Raw genomic sequence first — 20,773 nt, 5'->3', positions numbered from 1 at the left:
AGGGTTTACTGAAATAAAAAAATTTTTGGTGCAATAAAAAACGGCCTTCTAAATCGTTTTTTTCCACATTTAGTATGTTTATAAACATAAAAGCGACAGAAAAACAATATAAAATACTAAAAATCAGTATTTTATAAAAAACAACAAAAATAAAAAAGCCCTTTAAATGCATTTAAAGGGCTTTGTAAAATTTTAGGTGATTTTAAACAGTTGCGAAAAGATTCTCCTTATAGTATCCGTTTTCTAATTTTTCGGCTACTTCGCTAAAAGCATCTAAAGTACGTTGTACGTCTTCCAATGTATGAACTGCAGTAGGAATTAAACGTAATTCGATCATTCCTTTTGGAATTACCGGATATACAACAATTGAACAGAAAATGCTATAGTTTTCGCGTAAATCGTAGGTAATTGCCGTGGCATCAGAAAGTTCTCCTTTTAAGAAAACAGGGGTAACTACCGAATCGGTAACACCTAAGTCGAAACCACGTTCGCGTAAACCTTTTTGTAAAGTCATGGCGATTTCCCAAAGTTTATCTTTCAACTCAGGCTGGCTTTTCAGCAATTCTAAGCGCTTTAATAAACCGATTACCATTGGCATTGGCAATGCCTTAGCAAATGTTTGAGAACGCATGTTATACCTTAAAAAGTTGGTAATCTGTTCTGTTGAAGCTACGAAAGCACCAATACCCGCCATAGATTTTGCAAAAGTACCAAAGTAAACATCAATACCATCGATACAATCCTGTGCTTCGTGTGTACCTGCACCAGTTTTACCCATCGTACCAAAACCATGTGCATCATCAACCAGGATACGAAAATTGAATTCTTTTTTAAGCTCAACAATTTCTTTTAATTTTCCCTGGGCACCGCTCATTCCGAAAACACCTTCAGTAATTAAAAGAATACCACCACCTGTTTCTTCAACAAGCTTTGTAGCACGCTCTAATTGTTTACGTGCACTTTCTATATCGTTATGTTTGTAAACAAAGCGTTTACCCATATGCAAACGTAAACCATCTACAATACAGGCGTGAGATTCGGCATCATACACTACTACATCATTCCGATCAACTAAAGTATCGATAATGGATACCATGCCCTGATAACCATAGTTTAATAAAAATGCATCAGGCTTGCCAACAAATTCTGCAAGTTCTTGCTCTAACTGCTCGTGATAGTTAGAGTTACCGCTCATCATTCGGGCACCCATCGGGTAAGCCATACCGAATTTAGCTGCAGCTTCTTCATCTGCCTTTCTAACTTCCGGGTGATTGGCTAAACCTAAATAGTTGTTTAAGCTCCAAACCAAATGCTCTTTTCCGCGAAACTGCATGTGAGGTGCAATTTCTCCCTCTAATTTTGGAAAAGAGAAATACCCATGAGACCATTTCTGGTGTTGACCAAGCGGCCCCATGTGTTTTGCTATTTTATCAAATATATCCAATGTATTATCTGTTTTTTTATAATAAGAATTTTGCAAATTTAAGCTTTATTCGTCTTAAAATCAACCAACTTGATCTTTTAGGTGTCAATTAAGATTTTTTAACACGCTAATTTTATGCCAAAAAAGCCCCGGTTTTACATCGGGGCTTTAAAATTATATTTGGTTTGATCTAATCAACGTTATCGTGCAAGAAAGAATTGTTCGGTCTGATCTCTGTACCGCCATCCTGATCGTTGCTTAAAGTAAAGCGGCTCACCTGCGATTCAGACGAATGCTGTACCTGTTGCAACTGCATTTGCTTACGTTTGTAAGCAGGTTCATTTTCCAGTTCTTGTAAACCATTGGTGGTGCGCAATTTCATGCTTAAATCTTTTAAACGTAAGATACGTTCTTTAGATTTTTTCAGCTGCTCTTCCATCGATTCGTCGCTTTTATCATCGTCTAAACCAACAACCGGCAATTCGATTTCTGGTTCAGGCTCTGGCATTGGCGGCATCTGAGCTACTGGTGTTTCGAACACAAAATTGGTTTCGGCCAGTTTTACCTCAAATTCAAATCCGGTTTCCTGTGCTTCTTCAACTTGCGGCTCTTCTTCCATTAAAGTATGGCGAACCACATTATTCTCAGGCTCCTGATTTTTTTGAGCTTCAGATTTATTGAACATTCCACCAAAAAGATCTGCCTGAGAAACTTCTTCTTTAACTTTCAAAACAGGCTCATAAGAAGGAACCTCTTTTGGCTGCATAAAAGAATTTACAGGTTCAACAGGGCGAACCAATGGCGCTTCTTCTGGTGTTAAAAGTGATATTTTCTTTTTATTTTTTTCTTCTTTTACGCGTTCTTCTGAAGTCTGGAATCCGGTAGCAATGATGGTAACCGAAAGTTTGTCACTCAAAGATTCGTCTGTACAGTTACCCCAGATCAAATCGGCAGATAAGCCTGCTTTTTCCTGGATGTAATCGGTAATGATCGAAACTTCATCCATTGTTACTTCACGTAAGCCAGAGCTGATATTCAATAGAATGTAACGGGCACCTTCAATTTCATTGTCTTTTAAAAGTGGAGAAGCTAAAGCGCCTTCTACTGCCTGTAAGGCACGATCTTCACCTTCGGCAGCAAAGCTACCCATAATGGCTACACCACTATCTTTCATTACGGTACGCACATCCTTAAAATCCACGTTGATATAACCCGGAACAGTAATGATCTCTGCGATACCTTTTGCAGCAGTTGTTAAAATATCATCGGCCTGACCGAAAGCAGAACCAAGAGTTAAGTTTCCGAAAATTTCGCGCAGGCGATCGTTAGAGATCACCAGGTAAGAATCTACATATTTCTTTAACTCTTCCATTCCTTCATCAGCTTGTAACCTACGTCTCTTTCCTTCGAAAGAAAATGGCGTGGTGATGATGGCCACAGTTAAAATATCAAGTTCTTTAGCGGCTTTGGCAATAATCGGAGAAGCTCCTGTACCGGTACCACCACCCATTCCTGCTGTAATAAAAAGCATTTTGGTGGTATTACCTAACATCGCCTTAATATCATCTATATTTTCTATCGCCGAGTTTTTACCAACCTCAGGGATAGAACCAGCCCCCATACCTTCGGTTAAACTAGCGCCTAATTGTACCTTGTTAGGTATAGGGCTAGATTCCAAAGCCTGGGCATCTGTATTACAAATAATAAAATCCACACCAGTGATACCTGAAAGGTACATATGGTTCACTGCGTTGCCGCCACCGCCTCCAACACCAATTACTTTGATGATTGAAGACTTATCTTTTAACATTTCGAACTGCATATCTTTATGAATCAGTTGTTTAAAAATTTTTAAATTCTGTTCATTACTCAATGTAATATTAACACTTTTTCAACAGACGTTTTCCACAAGTGTTAATAATGTGGAAAACTCTTTCTTTGTGGAAAAATAATTAACTTTTTAAGTAATCTTCATCACTTACATTCATATCATCCTGAATGAATGTTCTTGTTTTTGCAAGTAATTTATCGAACAAACCTGGTCCGCGTTTCTCTTTTTCTTTTCCTGTTTTTGGTTTTTCAACAAAAACACCTGGCTGTTTCATTTCTTCGATCAGCTCTTCTGCTTTCTGGATTCCTTTGATCAACAAACCCACACTGGTTGCATACATCGGGCTTTTAAGGTCATCGTAAATGGCTTTAGGCATATCTTCATATTTAGATAAATGCTCGTTCGGATAACCAATGCGGCAATCTAAGCCAGTTACATATTCTACTGCCTGCGATAAGTGTTTCAGCAAAGCACCTCCACCGGTAATTACGATACCACCGATCAGTTTTTTCTCATAGCCGGAAGATTTGATCTCGTAATACACGTGCTCAATAATTTCTTCCATACGGGCCTGAATTACATAGGCCAGGTTTTTAACCGAAATTTCTTTTGGTTCACGGCCACGCAGACCAGGAACGCAAATGATTTCGTTTTCTTTGTTCTCCTCAGCAAGTGCAGAACCAAAACGTGTTTTTAATAATTCAGCCTGGTTACGCATCACTGAGCAACCTTCTCTGATATCTTCGGTAACACTATTGCCACCAAAAGGAATTACTGCCGTGTGGCGGATAATACCTTCGTGGAAAATGGCAATATCTGTAGTACCACCACCAATATCAACCAATGCAATACCAGCTTCTTTTTCTTCCTCGCTCAACACCGATTCAGAAGAAGCCAATGGCTCAAGGATTAAATCCTGAGTTTGAAGTCCTGCATTGTTAACACATTTAATAATGTTTTTTACCGCGGTAACCTGACCTGAAATGATATGGAAGTTGGCTTCAAGGCGCACACCTGCCATACCGATCGGATCTTTGATGCCCGGTTCGTTATCGATGGTAAATTCTTGTGGCAATACATGGATGATCTCTTCACCCGGTGGCATTACCAGTTTAAACATATCATCAATCAACTTATCGATGTCTTTTTTACCGATTTCGTTGTTTAATTCTCTTCTTGTTAAAATTCCTCTGTGCTGTAAGCTCTTAATGTGCTGACCAGCAATACCCACATTTACCACCTGTATTTCTACATTGGATTGTCCGCTTGCTACTTCAACTGCTTGAGCAATGCCCTGTACGGTTTTTTGAATGTTAGAAACCACTCCACGTGTCACACCCGCCGATTCTGCCTTGCCTATTCCTAAGATTTCTATCTTACCGTGTTGTGTTCTACGACCAACGATAACACAAATTTTTGTAGTACCGATATCCAATCCTACTACAATGGGCGACTGACTGGTAAATTTTGCCTTGTCCATATTCGTTAATTTTGCTGAGTTTTATACTGTTTTTCCAGGGCTTTAATTTCTTTTTCTCTTGCTTCTTTCTCTTTTTTCAATTGCGCCTCAGATTTTGCCGGCTTTGGCTGTGTTGTTCCCGTTTGCTTCGGTTTTTCCTTTTTATCCGCTGGTTTTGTTTCCTTTGGTTTGGCGGCCGGCACAACTACCGGCTTTTTTGTTTCTGTTTTAACTGGTTCGGCTTTTTTAGGCTCAACCTTTTTAGGTTCAGTTTTCTTTTGCTCTACCTTCTTTGTTTCTACCTTTTTGGGCTCCGGTTTTTTAGGTTCGGGCTTTTTAGGCTGTACGGCTTCCGGCTGATCAGCTTCTGGGCGATCGTCCATTACCGTACTAATGGTATTTTTTATTAATGAATCAGTTACGTTTCGCTGTATCCTCAAACTATCAGCCGCCGAAAATGTTTTTGCTTTTTTTCCTAAACCTGTTGAATCTCTTTTTTCGCAAACAATCTGGTTGGTATATTTAATATTGATGGTTTTATAAGTATCCCAGCCTACCTGCGGCATTGCTTTTTTATAAAACAATAAAAGGTTTTTCATTTTCTTTTCCAGGGAATCTGCATCACCTAAAATGATGCGCTGATTGCCCACTCTCGGGATCAGTTCGATGTCGTTTTTCTGATCAACCACAATCTGTTCGATCTGCGAATCCCAAAGCGTATCTTTTTTAATATATTGAGCTGTTTTATACAGATCTCTTGCCAATTGCGTATGCAACGTATCTACGCGGCTACCAAAAACCTCACTAATGTGGCCTGTTGCCACCAGTACGTTAGCGGTAAAGTTTGATGATATCGGCATTTTCAACCCATCGTTATCAATATAGAAATCCTGCCCGTTCTCATTCAGAATGCGGAGGATCGGTTGTCTTTGCTTCACCTCGATATGTAATACACCATCCATATCCACATATACCTTTGCAAAACCGATATATGGGTTAGACTGCAGCTTTTTCTCGATCTTATGGATATTGATATTTTCGAGGTTACGCCCCAATAATACCCCCTGATCTTCTTTCAGAATGGCATCAATCTCTTCGCGCTCAATAAAATTATCGGCACCAGGGATCAGGATTTTAACATCGGTACATTTAACTGTCTGCTTTTTAACGTTGATGAAACTCAAAAGCACAACCACGCCCGCCAGGCTAATCAGCCAGGCAAAGCCAGTAAAAATTGCGCTCCAGTTTATCCGTTTAAGCATTGTTCAATATATTTTTTAAGGGCTCAATAACGGTATCGATATCGCCCGCTCCTACTGTTAAAATTAATTCAGGTTTTGTGTCCTTAACATGCTGAACCACAAAATCTTTTCCACATACTTGTTTATCTGCCAAAGTGATTTTATCCAACAAAAACTGCGCGTTTATGCCTTCAAGGGGCAATTCTCTTGCCGGATAAATTTCTAACAGTAACAGCTCATCTGCGGTACTTAAAACTTTTGCAAATTCATCCGCAAAATCCCTTGTACGCGTGAAAAGGTGCGGTTGAAAAATCACCGTTAACTTCTTATCAGGATAAAGCTGTCTCACTGCGTCAAAACAGGCTCTCAGTTCTTCAGGGTGATGTGCATAGTCATCAATGTAAATCTGATCGCCATTATTCACAATATATTCGAAACGGCGTTTAACTCCTTTAAAGTTTGCAACGGCTTGTTTTACTTTTTCAGCATCAATACCCAATTGTAACGCGATGGCAATGGCAACGGTTGTATTTTCTACATTGTGCTTACCTGGAAGCATCAAGCTGATATCATTTATGCGCTGTGTGGCATCTGCATAATCGAATACAAATTTCGATCCTTCTACCCTCAAATTCTCAGCTTTTGCCGTTGCTGTAGGGCTAGCGGCATAACTGATGCTATTTTCTAAAGGCAATCCTTCATGTGCATAAAGTGTACCTTCGGTCTTCAGCTGCCCGGCAAATAACCTGAAAGATTCTTCGAGGTGGCTTTTATCTCCGTAGATATCTAAATGATCGGCATCCATCGAGGTAACCACAGCTACATCAGGATGCAATGTCAGGAAAGAACGGTCATATTCATCAGCCTCTACTACCACCACATTGTTATCGCCAAAAAGCACATTACTATTGTAGTTACTGGTTATTCCACCCAAAAAAGCTGTACAATCGTAACCGGTATCTTTTAAAATATGCGCTACAATAGATGATGTTGTTGTTTTGCCATGCGTACCAGCAACGGCGATGCAGAACATGCCTTTACTGATAATACCTAAAACCTCTGAACGCTTTTTAAGCGAAAAGCTTTTATTAATAAAATGATTTAAAATTTTAGAATCTTTAGGAATTGCGGGCGTGTATACTATAAGGGTATCTTCATGATGATCCAAAAATGCGCATGGTAAAGAAGCATCGTCATCAAGATAGGTAATCAAAATTCCTTCCTGTTCCAAAGTTTCGGTCAGCTTGGTACGTGTTTTATCGTAACCGCAAACCACCTGTCCGCGTTTAGCAAAATAACGGGCAAGCGCGCTCATGCCGATACCACCGATACCTACAAAGAAAACCCTGTTTATTTTGCTTAATTCCATTTTTTTTGAGTTGAGATGTGAGACCTGAGATTTGAGATGTGAGATTTTCGACGTAATGCCTAATCTCAAATCTTCTTTCTCATATCTCACATCTATTTTTTCATGCCTTATTTAATCAATTTCAATACTTCGCCCGCAATAATTTCGTCGGCTTCTTGCAAGGCCATTTTACCTATGTTTTCCGCAAGCTTTTCGCTTTGTTCTTTATTATTTAAAAGTTCAAGTGCCGCTTTAACCAAAGTATCTTCAGCAGAACGGTCGTTAATTAATAGTGCTGCTCCGTTTTTTACCAAAGCCATCGCATTTTTGGTTTGATGGTCTTCTGCAACATTGGGCGAGGGCACTAAAATCACCGGTTTTTTAATCAAACAAAGCTCAGCAATGGTTCCTGCTCCAGCCCTACTGATGATTACATCTGCAGCGGCATATGCCAGATCCATTTTGTTTAAAAACTCCAGGATGCGAACATTTGGGTGATATTCTAATCCCAATCTTTCAATAATCCCCTGGTAATAATATTTTCCTGTTTGCCAGATCACCTGCACATCTTGTGCGAGGATTTCGGGCAAATGTTTTTCAATTGCTTTATTCAGTGTACCGGCACCCAAACTTCCTCCGGTAACCATAATGGTCTTTTTCAAAGGATCTAATTTTAGCAGCTCCGCACCCTGAAAGTGTTTCCCCTGAATATCAACCACTTCCTTACGCACAGGGTTTCCTGTTTTTAAGATCCTATCTACAGGAAAAAATTGATCCATTTCATCAAAGGCAACGCATATCTTCGATGCTTTTTTTCCCAGCCACTTATTGGTTACACCTGCATAAGAATTCTGTTCCTGGATGAGGTACGGAATCCCTTTTAAAGAGGCTGCATACAATAAAGGCCCCGAAGCATAACCACCAACGCCAACAACGGCATCTGGTTTAAAATCTTTAATGATCTGCATGGCCCTGCGCACACTGCCAATTACTTTAAATGGAAGCGACAGGTTTTTTACGATCGAGCCACGTTGCATCCCACTGATATTTAAACCAATTATTTTATATCCGGCAGCAGGAACTTTTTCCATTTCCATGCGGCCATTAGCACCCACAAATAAAATTTCACAAGCGGGCACCAAGCGCTTTAGCGCGTTGGCTATGGCTACGGCGGGAAAAATGTGCCCGCCGGTGCCACCACCTGATATGATAATTTTTGGGGAATTATTCATTTTATTGTTTATCTATTTTTTACCACAGAGTACACTTAGTTTTCACAGAGGGCACTGAGTATTTTTTATTTCAACGGCAAAGAGAGCCAAGTTTTATTTTTTTTACCATCGAGTTCACTAAGCTTATATTTCACCACAAGTTCACCAAGGCACAAAGCGTTTATTACCAAGTTTATTAAAGATTGGACAACTATACAAACATTTCTTTGTGTTTCACTGTGCCTTTCTCTATGTCCTCTGTGGTTATTTTCTTTATATCCTTTTTAAATAGATTGCTTCGTCATGCTTCCTCGCAATGACGATTAATCTTCTTATGCTATCGCCGGAATCTCTCCAACAATTATTTTATTATTTGTCTTCTCTTCTTTCGGTGTCAGTTTTGCATTCTCTTCTACATCACGGCTTACGCTCAGTATAATCCCGAAGGCCACACTGGTAAAAATCATCGATGTACCGCCCATACTCACTAATGGAAGTGGAACACCAGTTACCGGGCCTAAACCTACTGCTACGGCCATATTGGCAAAAGCCTGGATGGTTAAACTGAAACTTAGTCCGGCTGCCAGGAGTGCCCCAAATGCCTTGGGTGCCCGGGTTACAATCTTGATACATCGATATAAAAGCACCAGGTAAAGCACCATAATTACAATTCCTCCCAAGGTTCCCCATTCTTCAATAATAATGGCGAAAATAAAATCGGAATATGGGTGTGGCAGGAAATTGCGCTGCGTACTATTACCTGGTCCTTTACCAAAAACACCACCAGTAGCCAAAGCAATTTTTGCCTGATCTGCCTGGAAAGTTTTATCTGAATGCACCAATTCGGGATGCATAAAGGTTTTTATACGTGATTTATAAGTTTCTCTCCTTGGACCTAAGAAACCTACAATTAACAATAACACTAAACCACCAGCGCAAACAATTGAAATCTGCTTGATACTGATACGACCAATAATTAACAGTAGAATACTTACGCCGAATAACATTAAGGCTGTAGACATGTTTGCCAATGCAATAAGCACGAAAACTGTACAAACAGAAGCCATAATGGGAATAAATGATTCTCTTAAATCTTTAATATTTTCCTGCTTTTTGGTCAGCATCCTTGCTAAAAAAGTAATCAGCGCCAGTTTTGCCAAATCGGACGTTTGAAAAGTCAATCCGATAACAGGAATTTTTACCCAACGGGATGCATCGTTCAGGTTTGTACCAAAAATCAATGTATAAACCAAAAGTGGGATGGTAATAATCATTAATATTTTAGAAATACCTGCATAATACCGATAATCGAGCAAATGGGCTATATAGATCATGCCTATGCCCATCAATACAAAAATCAGGTGTTTGGTGAGCAGAAGCTTTTCTACAGCTTCCCCTTTTTTATAGGCCAAAGTACCTGTTGCACTATATACAGCCATTACTGATATAAGCGAAAGCAGGATGATGATCAACCAGATCCACCTGTCGCCTTTTGTTTTATTAAGTAATGCCTGAAACATATTTTAGCCTCCTATTATAATTCTCTAACTGCCGCTTTAAACTGGTTACCGCGGTCTTCATAATTTTTAAACAAATCAAAACTTGCACAGGCCGGCGATAATAATACCGCATCACCTCGTTTGGCTAAATGAAAAGCAATCTGCGCCGCCTCATCTGCCGAAAAAGTATTTACGATTACCTCAACATCATCTTCGAAAGCATCGTGAATACGTTTATTATCTTTACCTAAACATACAATAGCCTTCACCTTACTTTTAACAAGATCTTTAAGCATGTTATAATCGTTCCCTTTATCTACGCCACCCATAATCAGCACCACATCACTGGTCATGCTCTCTAAAGCATACCAGGTAGAGTTTACGTTGGTAGCTTTACTGTCGTTAATAAAATCAATCCCCGAAATTTTGGCCACATGCTCTAACCTGTGCTCAATATTTTTGAAATTGCCCATGCTTTCGCGGATGGTTTCATTTCTTAATTCTAAAACTTTCGACACGATGCCTGATGCCATAGAATTATAAATGTTGTGCTTGCCCTGTAAGGCTAAATCTGAAATAGACATGGTTAGTTCGTTATTTGGTTCTGTAAGGATATGTATAGTAGTTTCTTCTAAATAAGCACCAGTTTCAACTTTTTGGATAATTGAAAATGGAAAGGTTTTTGCCAAAGGTTTAGTTAACGCGATGGCTTTTAGGCTCTCTTCGTCATCGGCACAGTAAATAAAAACATCATCTATGGTCTGGTTTTGAACGATGCGCATTTTAGATGCAGCATAATTCTCCAGTTTATAATCATAACGGTCTAAATGATCTGGTGTAATATTCAATAAAACCGCGATATCGGCTTTAAATTTGAACATATCATCGAGCATGAAACTCGAGATCTCAAGCACATAGTATTCGTAATCTTCTGTAGCCACCTGCGCAGCAAAGCTCTGCCCAATATTACCCGCTAAACCCACGTTCAAACCAGCATTTTTTAAAATGTGATAGGTTAACAAACTGGTGGTCGATTTACCATTTGAACCGGTTATGCAGATGGTCTTTGCGTTAGTATATCTTTTAGCGAATTCTATTTCCGAAACCACTGAGATCCCTTTAGCAACCAATTTTTTAATGATTGGTGCGGTTGGCGGAATACCAGGGCTTTTAATTACTTCGCTAGCATTTAAAATCAGCTCTTCGGTATGTTTTTCAGACTCGAAGGGAATAGCTAACTTTTCTAAAGCGGCTTTATATTTATCGGTAATGACACCGTAATCAGACACAAAAACATCAAAGCCTTTTGCCTGGGCTAATTTTGCCGCGCCAACACCACTTTCGCCAGCACCTAAAATAACTACACGGCCATGCCCTGCCATCGCTGACCTAGTATTGCCTGATGTGGTATTATTTGTGCTCATTTTTATTTTTTCTAGTATCAAGTAATGGGTATCGAGTATCAAGACAGGAATACTATTACATTTTATTTTTTAGTATCAAGTGGTTATTATCAAGCACATAGACATTAATATCACCACGTTTTATTTTTATTATTCTCTCTTTATCTTTCAGTTTTTCCCTTCAACCTCAACCTACCTCAACTTCAATGTCACTATCGTCATAATTGCCAGCATAATTCCGATGATCCAGAAACGTGTTACAATCTTTGCTTCGTGATAACCCTTCTTTTGGTAATGGTGGTGCAAAGGCGACATCAGGAAAATCCTCCGTCCTTCGCCAAATTTCTTTTTGGTATACTTAAAATAAGATACCTGCATAATTACCGACACCAGCTCTACCAGGAAGATTCCACATAAAATCGGGATCAAAAGTTCTTTACGGATCATTAATGCAAATGCTGCTATAATGCCTCCTATGGCTAAACTTCCGGTATCACCCATAAAAATCTGGGCGGGATAAGAGTTGTACCAAAGGAAACCCACACACGCGCCGACAAATGCACCTGCAAAAATCATCAGCTCCGCCGAATTGGGGATATACATGATATTCAGGTAATCAGCCATAATGGTGTTACCCGATACATAAGCCAAAATACCCAGGGTGATCCCAATTACCGCTGAGGTTCCGGTAGCGAGGCCATCGATACCATCAGTAATATTGGCACCATTAGAAACTGCTGTAATGATAAATACCGTAAATGCCAGGAATATGATAAAAGCATATTTCTGATAATCGCCGCCTAAAAACTTTAACACCTTCGCGTAATCGAACTCATTGTTCTTATAAAAAGGCATGTTGGTTTTAGTCGATTTTACATCCTGGGTATAATAAAATGTTTCTCCTTTTTGACGCAATACCATAGGTACGCTTGAAGTATTTTTTACATTATCCTGAACGGTTTCTCTTACTACAATATTCGGGTGGAAATACATGGTGGTGCCTACAATCAACCCCAGGCCTACCTGACCAACCACTTTAAAACGACCAGCTAAGCCTTCTTTATTTTTTTTGAAAACTTTGATATAATCATCTAAAAAGCCAATGGCACCCATCCAAATCGTAGTAATGATCATCAAAATCACATAGATATTGGAAATATTTGCAAATAATAAAGTTGGAATAAGAATACCCAACAGGATAATAATACCACCCATGGTAGGTGTACCCTGTTTTTGCATCTGGCCTTCAAGACCTAAGTTTCTTACGGTTTCACCTACTTGTTTTTTATGCAAAAAATCGATCAGCCTACGGCCATATACCGTAGTGATGATCAGCGACAAAATAATAGAAATGGAAGCGCGGAAGGTGATGTACTGAAACAACCTCAATCCGGGGATATCGTAATGCTTATGTAGGTATTCGAATAATAAATATAACATTAGCTAATTGGTTTTAGTTGTTCAAGTAAAATTTCTTTATCATCAAAATGGTTCCTTATGCCATTAATTTCCTGGTATTTCTCATGTCCTTTACCTGCCACCAGGATAATATCTCCCGGCTTTGCTAAATGACAAGCTGTTTTTATTGCTTCTCTCCTATCTAATATGGATAAGGTTTTACGCTTATTGGTTGGTGAAACACCTTCCTCCATTTCTTTAATTATGGTTTGCGGATCTTCAGTGCGTGGATTATCAGAAGTTAAAATCACTTTATCACTCCAATCGCAGGCCACCTGTGCCATTATCGGGCGTTTAGTTTTATCGCGGTCGCCACCACAACCTATCACCGTAATTACTTGTTCGGTTCCTTTACGGATATTGGCGATGGTGCTCAATACATTCTGAACGGCATCAGGCGTATGTGCATAATCAACAATACCGATAATCTTATCTTCAGAAGTGATGTAGTCAAACCTACCTTCAGCGCCTGATAAACGACTCAACAAGGTCAATACCTTTAACTTATCCTGTTCCAATAAAACTGCCGTTCCATAAACAGCCAAAAGGTTATAGGCATTAAAAGAACCTACCAGCTTGAAATAAACATCTTCGTTATCGATATCTAAATGCAGACCACTAAACTGGTTTTCGATAATTTTTGCTTTAAAATCGGCCAGTTGTTTCAGCGCATAAGTTTTTTTATACGCTTTGGTGTTCTGTAACATCACCATACCGTTTTTATCATCAATATTGGTCAATGCAAATGCTGATTTAGGCAAACCATCAAAAAATGCCTTTTTCGCTTTCAGATAAGCATCAAAAGTTTTATGAAAATCCAGGTGATCGTGAGTGATATTAGAAAAAACTCCTCCAGCAAATGTTAATCCCTCAATACGGTGCTGTGATACCGCATGAGAACTCACTTCCATAAAACAATAATCGCAACCTGCATCAACCATCTGCCTTAACAGCTCGTTTAGCGCAATCGGATTCGGTGTAGTATGTGTTGCCGTAACAACAGTATCGTTAATATAATTTTCAACCGTTGATAAAAGCCCGGTTTTATACCCTAAATCTTTAAATAACTTGAATAGAATCGTAGCAATAGTGGTTTTGCCGTTTGTTCCGGTAATGCCGATCAGTTTTAAATCTGCCGATGGATTTCCGAAATAATTACCAGCCATAATGCCAAGGGCCACCGAAGTATTTTCTACTTTAACATAGGTTACGGTATAATCGTCGATCTCTGGCAAACTCTCACAGATAACTACCCCTGCTCCCTGTTTTACGGTTTGATCGATAAACTGATGTCCATCCGCTACCGTGCCAACTACAGCAAAGAAAACATCATCTTTGGCCACTTTACGCGAATCGAAATTAAGCGCATTGATTTCCCTATCGGTTTTTCCAACCAATTCTTTAATCGTTACGCCATAAAGTAAATCCTGTAATTGCATTTTTTTTATTCTTTTTGTAGCAAGTAATAAGTATTGAGTAGCAAGACCTTAAACCCTGTACCTTTTACCTTATACCTTAATTCAACTCTATTTGTACACCAACGCCTTTACCCACCTTTGTTCCGGCGATAATGGATTGGCTGATTACTTTTCCAGAACCCGAAACCTTGGTTTTTAAACCCGCATTACCCAAAAGGTACAATGCATCTTTTAAGCCCATCCCCGAAACGTTAGGCATTACACCTTTACGTTCGTTGTTTTCCTGAAAAACTGTTCCGGCACTGGTATCTATAATATTATAATACTCAGATTTTGAAGCAAAAAGCGGTTTAAACCCAAATGCTTTATATACTTTCTGAGTCGCTTTACTCTGTCCTGCTTTTGTTGGCGGATTACCTGTATTTCCCACTAAACGGGTTGGCACATCGTTATACATCTGCATGTCACTGGCATAAATACGATCGGCAATTTCCCTGAACACCGGACCCGAAACTGTAGCACCGTAATAAGCACCTTTTGGATCGTTGATTACTACAATCAAAGAATATTTGGGTTTATCAGCCGGGAAATACCCTACAAAAGAAGCCTGATATTGTTTTTTCCCTTTATATCCTTTATTCGCATCAGCCACCTGAGCAGTACCTGTTTTACCAGCAATCGGATAAAGCGGATTATAAACAATCTGTTTACCACTCCCTTCGGTTACTACCCCTTCAAGCATTTTTTTTATTTTACTTAAGGTAACATCCGAACATATTTTATCGTTAATTACCCTTGCCTTAAACTGCTCAATCGGGTTACCCAGCCTTCTGATCTCTTTTACAAAAATTGGCGCTACCATTTTACCATTGTTGGCCACCGCATTATATAATGAAAGCATTTTCAATGGTGTTAACTGCATTTCATAACCATAAGCCATTTGAGGAAGGGTCATGTTTTTATTCCAACTTCTGTTTGTTTTAGGGTTTTTAACTACCGGCATTGCCTCACCCGGAATCTGCAGGTCCATTTTTTTGTTCAACTGCCAATCATAAAGGTGGTCGGTAAATTTTATCGGATCGTTACCATAATGTGTATTGATCAGCTTTGCAATTGCAGCATTGGAAGACGTTTCAAATGCTTTTTTTGCGGTAACCGTTTCAATTTTTGGATGCGAATCTGTAATCAGTTTACCTGGAATCTGATAATATCCCGTACCAATCATGGTATTGGTATCAATTAGTTTATCCTCTAAAAGCGCCATGTAAGAAGCCAATTTAAAAGTCGAACCCGGATCCTGGTTACCCGCAATAGCGTAATTAAACTGCTCTTTATATACGCCTTCTTCCACTTTAGAGAAATTGGCCACTGCCCGGATTTCTCCGGTTGCCACCTCCATTAAAATCACTGTACCATGATCAGCCTGCGATTTAATCAGTTGTTTCTCTAAAGCACTTTGCGCTAAATCCTGCATGTTTACATCAATGGTGGAAATAATATCCGCTCCATCTTTCGGCGCTACTTCAGCTTCTTCGTTAACCGGAATGTAAACACCACCGGCAATACGCTGCATCAATCTTTTTCCGGTTTCACCGTTAATATATTCTTTATACGCACCCTCTAGACCTACACCGTTTTTAACATTTTCATTTTTGTAACCAATGGTACGGGCAGCTAAAGCCTGAAAAGGAAGAATACGTTTGTTCTGTTGAACCGCGATTAAACCGCCACTGAACTTACCGATATTATATAACGGAAAAGTTCTGATGGTTTTAAGATCGGCATAACCTACTTTACGATGGATCAATAAATAACGGGCACTATCCTGACGGCCCAAACGCAGATAACGGGCATATTCTTTCGCTGTTTTATCTTTAAAAAGCTCCGAAAGTTTATATCCCAGCGAATCTACCTTCTCATTAAATACTTTATCTTCAGCGATACCACCAGCAAACATATCCATACGCAGTTCGTACTCAGGCACCGAAGTAGCCAACAAACTGCCATCATTAGAATAGATATTGCCACGGGTAGCCTCAACATTTACGTACCTTGTAGAAAGACTATCTGCCATAGCTTTCCATTTTTTTCCTTGCACAAACTGTACCTGACCGAGGCGTAAAAACACCGCGAAAGCAAAAAGCACAATTAAGCCAAATGCCAGATATACACGAAGCAAGATGTTTGCTCTAATATTCATCGCTTTTAACAATTATTTTTTTTGGTGGTTCAATCAGTTCTTTTATTCCAAGGGTATCAACCTTTTTGGCAACCTCTGTCAATTTGCTTTTAAACATCAGGTCGGCCTTTAACGATTTATACTCCCATCTTAATTCTTTTACTTCTTTATTTAATTTATCAATACGGCGAACGTTGTTTACCGCAAAGTGGCTGTTGGCAATGTATACCATTCCCAAAAGGGCCAAAAAACACAAATAAGGCAGAGCATCAGTTGCCGCCTCTTTACTTACTAATCCATCATTAAAAAGCTTGCTGATAAATGAATTGCTATCCATTTTTTCTTCAGCAGTTTTTGGCCGTTTGGGCGCAGCTTTCAGCTCTGGTTCGGGCCCAATCTCTTCTTCCTCTATCTCTTCCCTAAACCTGTTCATATCTTCTCCGCAATTCTAAGTTTCGCACTGCGTGCCCGGTTATTCAGGGCAATTTCCTCATCAGTGGCAATAATCGCTTTTCTTGTTATTACATTAAATGGCTTTTGCTGATTGCCAAAAAAATCTTTTTCTACCTCGCCCTGAAACTTACCTTTAGCCATAAAGTTTTTAACCGGCCTGTCTTCCAATGAATGATAAGACATTACCACCAAATGACCTCCAGGTTTTAACACCTCAGCAGCTTGCTGTAAAAAATCTTCAAGCACCTGGATTTCAGCATTCACCTCAATACGCAGCGCCTGAAAAACCTGCGCCAAATATTTATTTTCTTTCCCTTTGGGGATATAACCCGCAATAGCCGATTTTAAACTGTCTATATCAGTAAAAGGCTGCTCCAAACGCGAAGTAACAATGGCACGAGCCAAAGATTTTGCATTTTTCACCTCACCATAAATCCCGAAAATTTTATGCAGTTTATCCTCCGTGTATGTATTTAAAATTTCGGCGGCGGTTAAATCGCGGTGTTGATCCATACGCATATCGAGATCAGCGTTATGACGGATAGAAAAACCACGTTGCGGCACATCAAACTGATGCGAGGAAACACCAAGATCAGCCAGAATACCATCAACCTGCCTGAAACCTTTTAAACGGAGGTTATTTTTTAAGAAACCAAAATTCTGATCGATAAAAATAAAACGGTCATCAGCCGGAATATTGGCTTGCGCATCAGGATCCTGATCAAAAGCAATTAATCTTCCTTTTGGACCCAAATGTTTTAAAATCTCTTTTGAATGACCTCCGCCACCAAAAGTTACATCAACATACACGCCATCAGGATTGATATTCAAACCATCGATACAAGGCTGCAACATTACAGGAACATGGTAATTATTCGCCATCTGCACCTCCTTTCTTATCACCCATTACTTTTTGGGCAAGGCTTGCAAAATTGGCCGGAACATCATCAAAAATATCTTCGTAAGATTTTTTATCCCATACTTCTATGCGATCTAACTGACAAGCCAACACAAGATCGCTACCAATCCCGGCATATTCTACCAAAGATTTAGGCAACAACACACGGCCGGCTGCATCAAGCGACAGCTCGGTTGCCCCACGCGTAAAAGCCCTAACAAAAGCACGGTTTTCCTGATCGTAAATATTAAGCTTGGCAAGATCGGCCACAACAGCATCCCAAACTTGCTTAGGATAGATCACCAGGTTTTTCTCAAAACCACGGTTTATAATGAGCCCATCATTTTCGGCATTAGGCAATTGTTTCTTAAGCGCAGCAGGCACCATAAGGCGGCCCTTTGCGTCAAGTTTACAATCGAATTCTCCTAAAAGTTGGGTCATAGTGGTATCTACACTTTTTATCTAGTGTAAAAGTAAAGAGTTCTACCACTTTTTACCACTTTTTACCACAAAAAAGTTTTCCACATCCTTTTTGTTACATAAATGGCCTCACAATATACTTATAATAAACTATTCAGCATACCTAAAAGCGCATTAAACACTGATAATTAGCTGATTAAAATATTTTAAAGCAAAATGTCACGTCCGCCCATTTTTGTCCATATTTTCTGATTTTTATCAAAAAGCGCTCACCTATAGCCTTCATAAAGTGGGAGATCCGCCCACTTTTACCTCAATTAATATCGGATGTGGGGGAAAAAATGCCACAACAAAAATTCCAGCAATGAACTAAACGATTACGCAAACGTTTGCCCATTATTTTGTCTTTCTTTATCGGTTGTTTATCTCTAATTTGGTGGGTAACCAAAACAAAAAACCACAAATGATAACCAAATTTCTAAAAATTTCACTCGCACTGAGCATAAGTCACTCCGTTTGTTTTGCTCAGCAAACTGAAACGAAGAGCCTACCTTCAAACCATATTATCCCAAAACCACTCTCGGTGAATGCCAGTCAGGGGACATTTGAGCTCAAACCAAACACAACATTTTATTATACTAAGGATGCACTGGCACCAATCGGTGTATTTACCGCCTTATTAAAAAGCAGTACAGGCATCAACTTCAAAACCACTCCTGCAAAAAATGAACAGGAAGGCATCCTCTTCATTATATCTGATACCTTGAACAGCCTGGGCAATGAAGGTTATCATTTAAAGATCAGTCCACAATCTATCCGGGTTTATGCCAAAACAGGAGCAGGAATTTTTAATGCCACACAAACTTTAAGGCAGCTCCTGCCAAGCCAGATCGAAAGCAAAAAGAGCAATAAAGCAAATTGGACTATTCCCTGCGGCGAAATTATCGACAAGCCCCGTTACAGCTGGCGGGGATATATGCAGGATGTTAGCCGCACCTTTTATGGCGTGGATGTAATGAAGAAATATATGGATGTAATGGCACTTTATAAATTAAATGTGCTCCATCTGCATTTAACCGACGACCAGGGCTGGAGGATCGAGATCAAGAAATACCCTAAACTTACTTCTAAACAAACAACAGTTTTTGATGCGGGTTCAAAACAGCCTGCAGAAAGAAGCGGTTTTTATACCCAGGAACAAATCCGCGAGCTGGTTAAATATGCTGCAGCACGCAACATCAGGATTATACCCGAAATTGATGTTCCGGGGCATTCGTGGCCAACAGTACTGGCCTACCCTGAACTTGGCGTAAACCAAAACCGCAAACCCGATTATATCTTTCCGTTTTTAGATTCCTGGTCGCACTGGGGTAACCAGTTTACACCGAATACCTTAGACCCGACAAACGAAAAGGTTTATGAATTTTTGGACGACGTATTCACCGAACTTGCGCAACTATTCCCGGCAGAATATATCCATTTTGGTGGTGATGAAGTGCGTCACGTACTTTGGGAGAAAGAACCCCATGTGCAAGCTTTTATGAAAGAAAAATCACTCAAAAACACCAACGAATTGCAAAGTTATTTCGTGAGCAGAATTTCAAGCATTATTAAGCAAAAAGGGAAAAAACCGATTGGTTGGAACGATATTTTAAGCGATGCGAAAAACCTGACGAAAGAAACGGCAATTATGTCGTGGTTGGGTGACGAGGCTATTGCCGATGCTGCGAAAAATGGCTTTTATGCAGTGGCTACCCCGACCGATCCGTTCTACTTCGACATTACCCAGGCCGACAGGAACGATGGCACGATGAGTGACCTGGCTTATGGCAACATCAATTCATTGGAAAAAGTGTACAATTATGAGCCAGAAACGGGATTGAGCCCTGACGAAGGGAAGTTTGTTTTAGGGGTACAGGCCAATCAGTGGACGGCGATTACTCAAGAGCTGAAAGATATGAATATCCAAAATTTCCCAAGGCTTTTGGCGCTTGCCGAAATCGGCTGGATCCCTAAAGGGAAACGCGATCTGGAGAATTTCAAGGGTCGCCTTAACCTAAATCTAAACCGCCTTGATGCGCTAAAAATCGACTATTATAAACCAGGCGGATATATTACAGGAAAATGGGGACCGCAGCAATTGAGCAACGATTACCAGAACTTAGAATGGGATGTAACCAAAAAAACCTATTCCGAAGGAAGGATTATGGCCGGCTTTTATTACACCAGCGGAGCTAATTTTATGGAAATTAAAAAAGTAGAACTGTTAGAAAACGGAAAAGTGGTTGTTCAGGATGAGCATACCGGAATTGCCGATAAATTTAGGGGAACACACAAAACGAAAAGCTTTTTGTACCATTTACAATTGAACAACTATAACCCGAAAGCAAAATATACACTTAAGGCTAGTGTAAAAGGCATCAATGGCACAGATAGCAACGGAAATTTCACCTATAATTTAAGCCCTTATAATCGGTTGAATGTGGTTGAGCCGAGATAATTAATCATCATTATTATAATTTTAAATATGAT

Annotated in this window: 15 protein-coding genes; 1 reads left to right on the top strand and 14 read right to left on the bottom strand. The window is 39.6% G+C overall.

Annotated elements, in window-relative coordinates:
• Positions 1 to 202: 202 nt before the first annotated feature.
• From U859_RS0116805 to mraZ, 14 genes are all read right to left on the bottom strand, one after another.
• On the bottom strand, positions 203 to 1,444 hold the full coding sequence (locus U859_RS0116805) for an aminotransferase class I/II-fold pyridoxal phosphate-dependent enzyme (RefSeq protein WP_025144499.1): 1,242 nt from the start codon (positions 1,442 to 1,444) through the stop codon (positions 203 to 205).
• Positions 1,445 to 1,613: 169 nt separating this feature from the next.
• Positions 1,614 to 3,245 (bottom strand): cell division protein FtsZ, encoded by a 1,632-nt coding sequence (ftsZ, locus tag U859_RS0116800; protein ID WP_025144498.1) that lies wholly within the window; start codon positions 3,243 to 3,245, stop codon positions 1,614 to 1,616.
• 130 nt (positions 3,246 to 3,375) lie between these two features.
• Positions 3,376 to 4,734 (bottom strand): cell division protein FtsA, encoded by a 1,359-nt coding sequence (gene ftsA, locus U859_RS0116795; RefSeq protein ID WP_025144497.1) that lies wholly within the window; start codon positions 4,732 to 4,734, stop codon positions 3,376 to 3,378.
• Positions 4,735 to 4,739: 5 nt separating this feature from the next.
• The gene (locus U859_RS0116790) at positions 4,740 to 5,975 is read right to left on the bottom strand and encodes a cell division protein FtsQ (RefSeq protein WP_025144496.1); all 1,236 of its coding nucleotides are present in this window, start codon (positions 5,973 to 5,975) and stop codon (positions 4,740 to 4,742) included.
• Positions 5,968 to 7,323: a UDP-N-acetylmuramate--L-alanine ligase gene (murC, locus tag U859_RS0116785; protein WP_025144495.1), complete on the bottom strand. Its 1,356-nt coding sequence runs from the start codon at positions 7,321 to 7,323 to the stop codon at positions 5,968 to 5,970. The genes U859_RS0116790 and murC overlap by 8 nt, the downstream gene beginning before the upstream one ends.
• A 107-nt stretch (positions 7,324 to 7,430) precedes the next feature.
• Complete coding sequence (murG, locus tag U859_RS0116780; RefSeq protein ID WP_025144494.1) at positions 7,431 to 8,534, bottom strand: undecaprenyldiphospho-muramoylpentapeptide beta-N-acetylglucosaminyltransferase; 1,104 nt, start codon at positions 8,532 to 8,534, stop codon at positions 7,431 to 7,433.
• A gap of 311 nt (positions 8,535 to 8,845) precedes the next feature.
• A complete protein-coding gene (locus tag U859_RS0116775) occupies positions 8,846 to 10,033 on the bottom strand; it encodes an FtsW/RodA/SpoVE family cell cycle protein (RefSeq protein ID WP_025144493.1) in 1,188 nt (395 codons plus the stop codon).
• A 14-nt stretch (positions 10,034 to 10,047) separates the two neighbouring features.
• Complete coding sequence (gene murD / locus U859_RS0116770) at positions 10,048 to 11,436, bottom strand: UDP-N-acetylmuramoyl-L-alanine--D-glutamate ligase (protein ID WP_084153096.1); 1,389 nt, start codon at positions 11,434 to 11,436, stop codon at positions 10,048 to 10,050.
• Between the two features lie 171 nt (positions 11,437 to 11,607).
• On the bottom strand, positions 11,608 to 12,855 hold the full coding sequence (mraY, locus tag U859_RS0116765; RefSeq protein WP_025144491.1) for a phospho-N-acetylmuramoyl-pentapeptide-transferase: 1,248 nt from the start codon (positions 12,853 to 12,855) through the stop codon (positions 11,608 to 11,610).
• Complete coding sequence (locus U859_RS0116760; RefSeq protein ID WP_025144490.1) at positions 12,855 to 14,312, bottom strand: UDP-N-acetylmuramoyl-L-alanyl-D-glutamate--2,6-diaminopimelate ligase; 1,458 nt, start codon at positions 14,310 to 14,312, stop codon at positions 12,855 to 12,857. Before U859_RS0116760 ends, mraY begins: the two co-directional genes overlap by 1 nt.
• Positions 14,313 to 14,388: 76 nt before the next feature.
• Positions 14,389 to 16,491 (bottom strand): penicillin-binding protein, encoded by a 2,103-nt coding sequence (locus tag U859_RS0116755; protein WP_025144489.1) that lies wholly within the window; start codon positions 16,489 to 16,491, stop codon positions 14,389 to 14,391.
• Positions 16,481 to 16,903, bottom strand: coding sequence for an FtsL-like putative cell division protein (locus U859_RS0116750; RefSeq protein WP_025144488.1), 423 nt, complete (start codon positions 16,901 to 16,903; stop codon positions 16,481 to 16,483). The genes U859_RS0116755 and U859_RS0116750 overlap by 11 nt, the downstream gene beginning before the upstream one ends.
• Positions 16,900 to 17,805 carry a 16S rRNA (cytosine(1402)-N(4))-methyltransferase RsmH gene (rsmH, locus tag U859_RS0116745; RefSeq protein ID WP_025144487.1) on the bottom strand — a complete coding sequence of 302 codons (906 nt, stop codon included), beginning with the start codon at positions 17,803 to 17,805 and terminating at the stop codon, positions 16,900 to 16,902. The genes U859_RS0116750 and rsmH overlap by 4 nt, the downstream gene beginning before the upstream one ends.
• A complete protein-coding gene (gene mraZ / locus U859_RS0116740) occupies positions 17,795 to 18,262 on the bottom strand; it encodes a division/cell wall cluster transcriptional repressor MraZ (RefSeq protein ID WP_025144486.1) in 468 nt (155 codons plus the stop codon). Before mraZ ends, rsmH begins: the two co-directional genes overlap by 11 nt.
• 442 nt (positions 18,263 to 18,704) lie before the next feature.
• Between mraZ and U859_RS0116735 the strand changes: the two genes are divergently transcribed.
• A complete protein-coding gene (locus U859_RS0116735) occupies positions 18,705 to 20,741 on the top strand; it encodes a beta-N-acetylhexosaminidase (protein ID WP_084153102.1) in 2,037 nt (678 codons plus the stop codon).
• Positions 20,742 to 20,773: the final 32 nt, after the last annotated feature.

Origin of the sequence: Pedobacter jeongneungensis, assembly GCF_000633455.1 — a bacterium.
In the GTDB taxonomy this organism is placed as follows: Bacteria; Bacteroidota; Bacteroidia; order Sphingobacteriales; family Sphingobacteriaceae; genus Pedobacter; species Pedobacter jeongneungensis_A.
Note: the sequence above shows the minus strand (reverse complement) of the source record. Positions and strands in the feature narration are given on the sequence as shown.

Bases quoted from the DNA above. Each gene is read 5' to 3' on its own strand.
- U859_RS0116760 (WP_025144490.1), bottom strand. From the start codon at position 14,312: ATGCAATTACAGGATTTACTTTATGGCGTAACGATTAAAGAATTGGTT.
- U859_RS0116750 (WP_025144488.1), bottom strand. From the start codon at position 16,903: ATGAACAGGTTTAGGGAAGAGATAGAGGAAGAAGAGATTGGGCCCGAA.
- murD (WP_084153096.1), bottom strand. From the start codon at position 11,436: ATGAGCACAAATAATACCACATCAGGCAATACTAGGTCAGCGATGGCA.
- U859_RS0116735 (WP_084153102.1), top strand. From the start codon at position 18,705: ATGATAACCAAATTTCTAAAAATTTCACTCGCACTGAGCATAAGTCAC.
- ftsZ (WP_025144498.1), bottom strand. From the start codon at position 3,245: ATGCAGTTCGAAATGTTAAAAGATAAGTCTTCAATCATCAAAGTAATT.
- U859_RS0116755 (WP_025144489.1), bottom strand. From the start codon at position 16,491: ATGAATATTAGAGCAAACATCTTGCTTCGTGTATATCTGGCATTTGGC.
- murG (WP_025144494.1), bottom strand. From the start codon at position 8,534: ATGAATAATTCCCCAAAAATTATCATATCAGGTGGTGGCACCGGCGGG.
- mraY (WP_025144491.1), bottom strand. From the start codon at position 12,855: ATGTTATATTTATTATTCGAATACCTACATAAGCATTACGATATCCCC.
- U859_RS0116790 (WP_025144496.1), bottom strand. From the start codon at position 5,975: ATGCTTAAACGGATAAACTGGAGCGCAATTTTTACTGGCTTTGCCTGG.
- murC (WP_025144495.1), bottom strand. From the start codon at position 7,323: ATGGAATTAAGCAAAATAAACAGGGTTTTCTTTGTAGGTATCGGTGGT.
- U859_RS0116775 (WP_025144493.1), bottom strand. From the start codon at position 10,033: ATGTTTCAGGCATTACTTAATAAAACAAAAGGCGACAGGTGGATCTGG.
- rsmH (WP_025144487.1), bottom strand. From the start codon at position 17,805: ATGGCGAATAATTACCATGTTCCTGTAATGTTGCAGCCTTGTATCGAT.
- mraZ (WP_025144486.1), bottom strand. From the start codon at position 18,262: ATGACCCAACTTTTAGGAGAATTCGATTGTAAACTTGACGCAAAGGGC.
- ftsA (WP_025144497.1), bottom strand. From the start codon at position 4,734: ATGGACAAGGCAAAATTTACCAGTCAGTCGCCCATTGTAGTAGGATTG.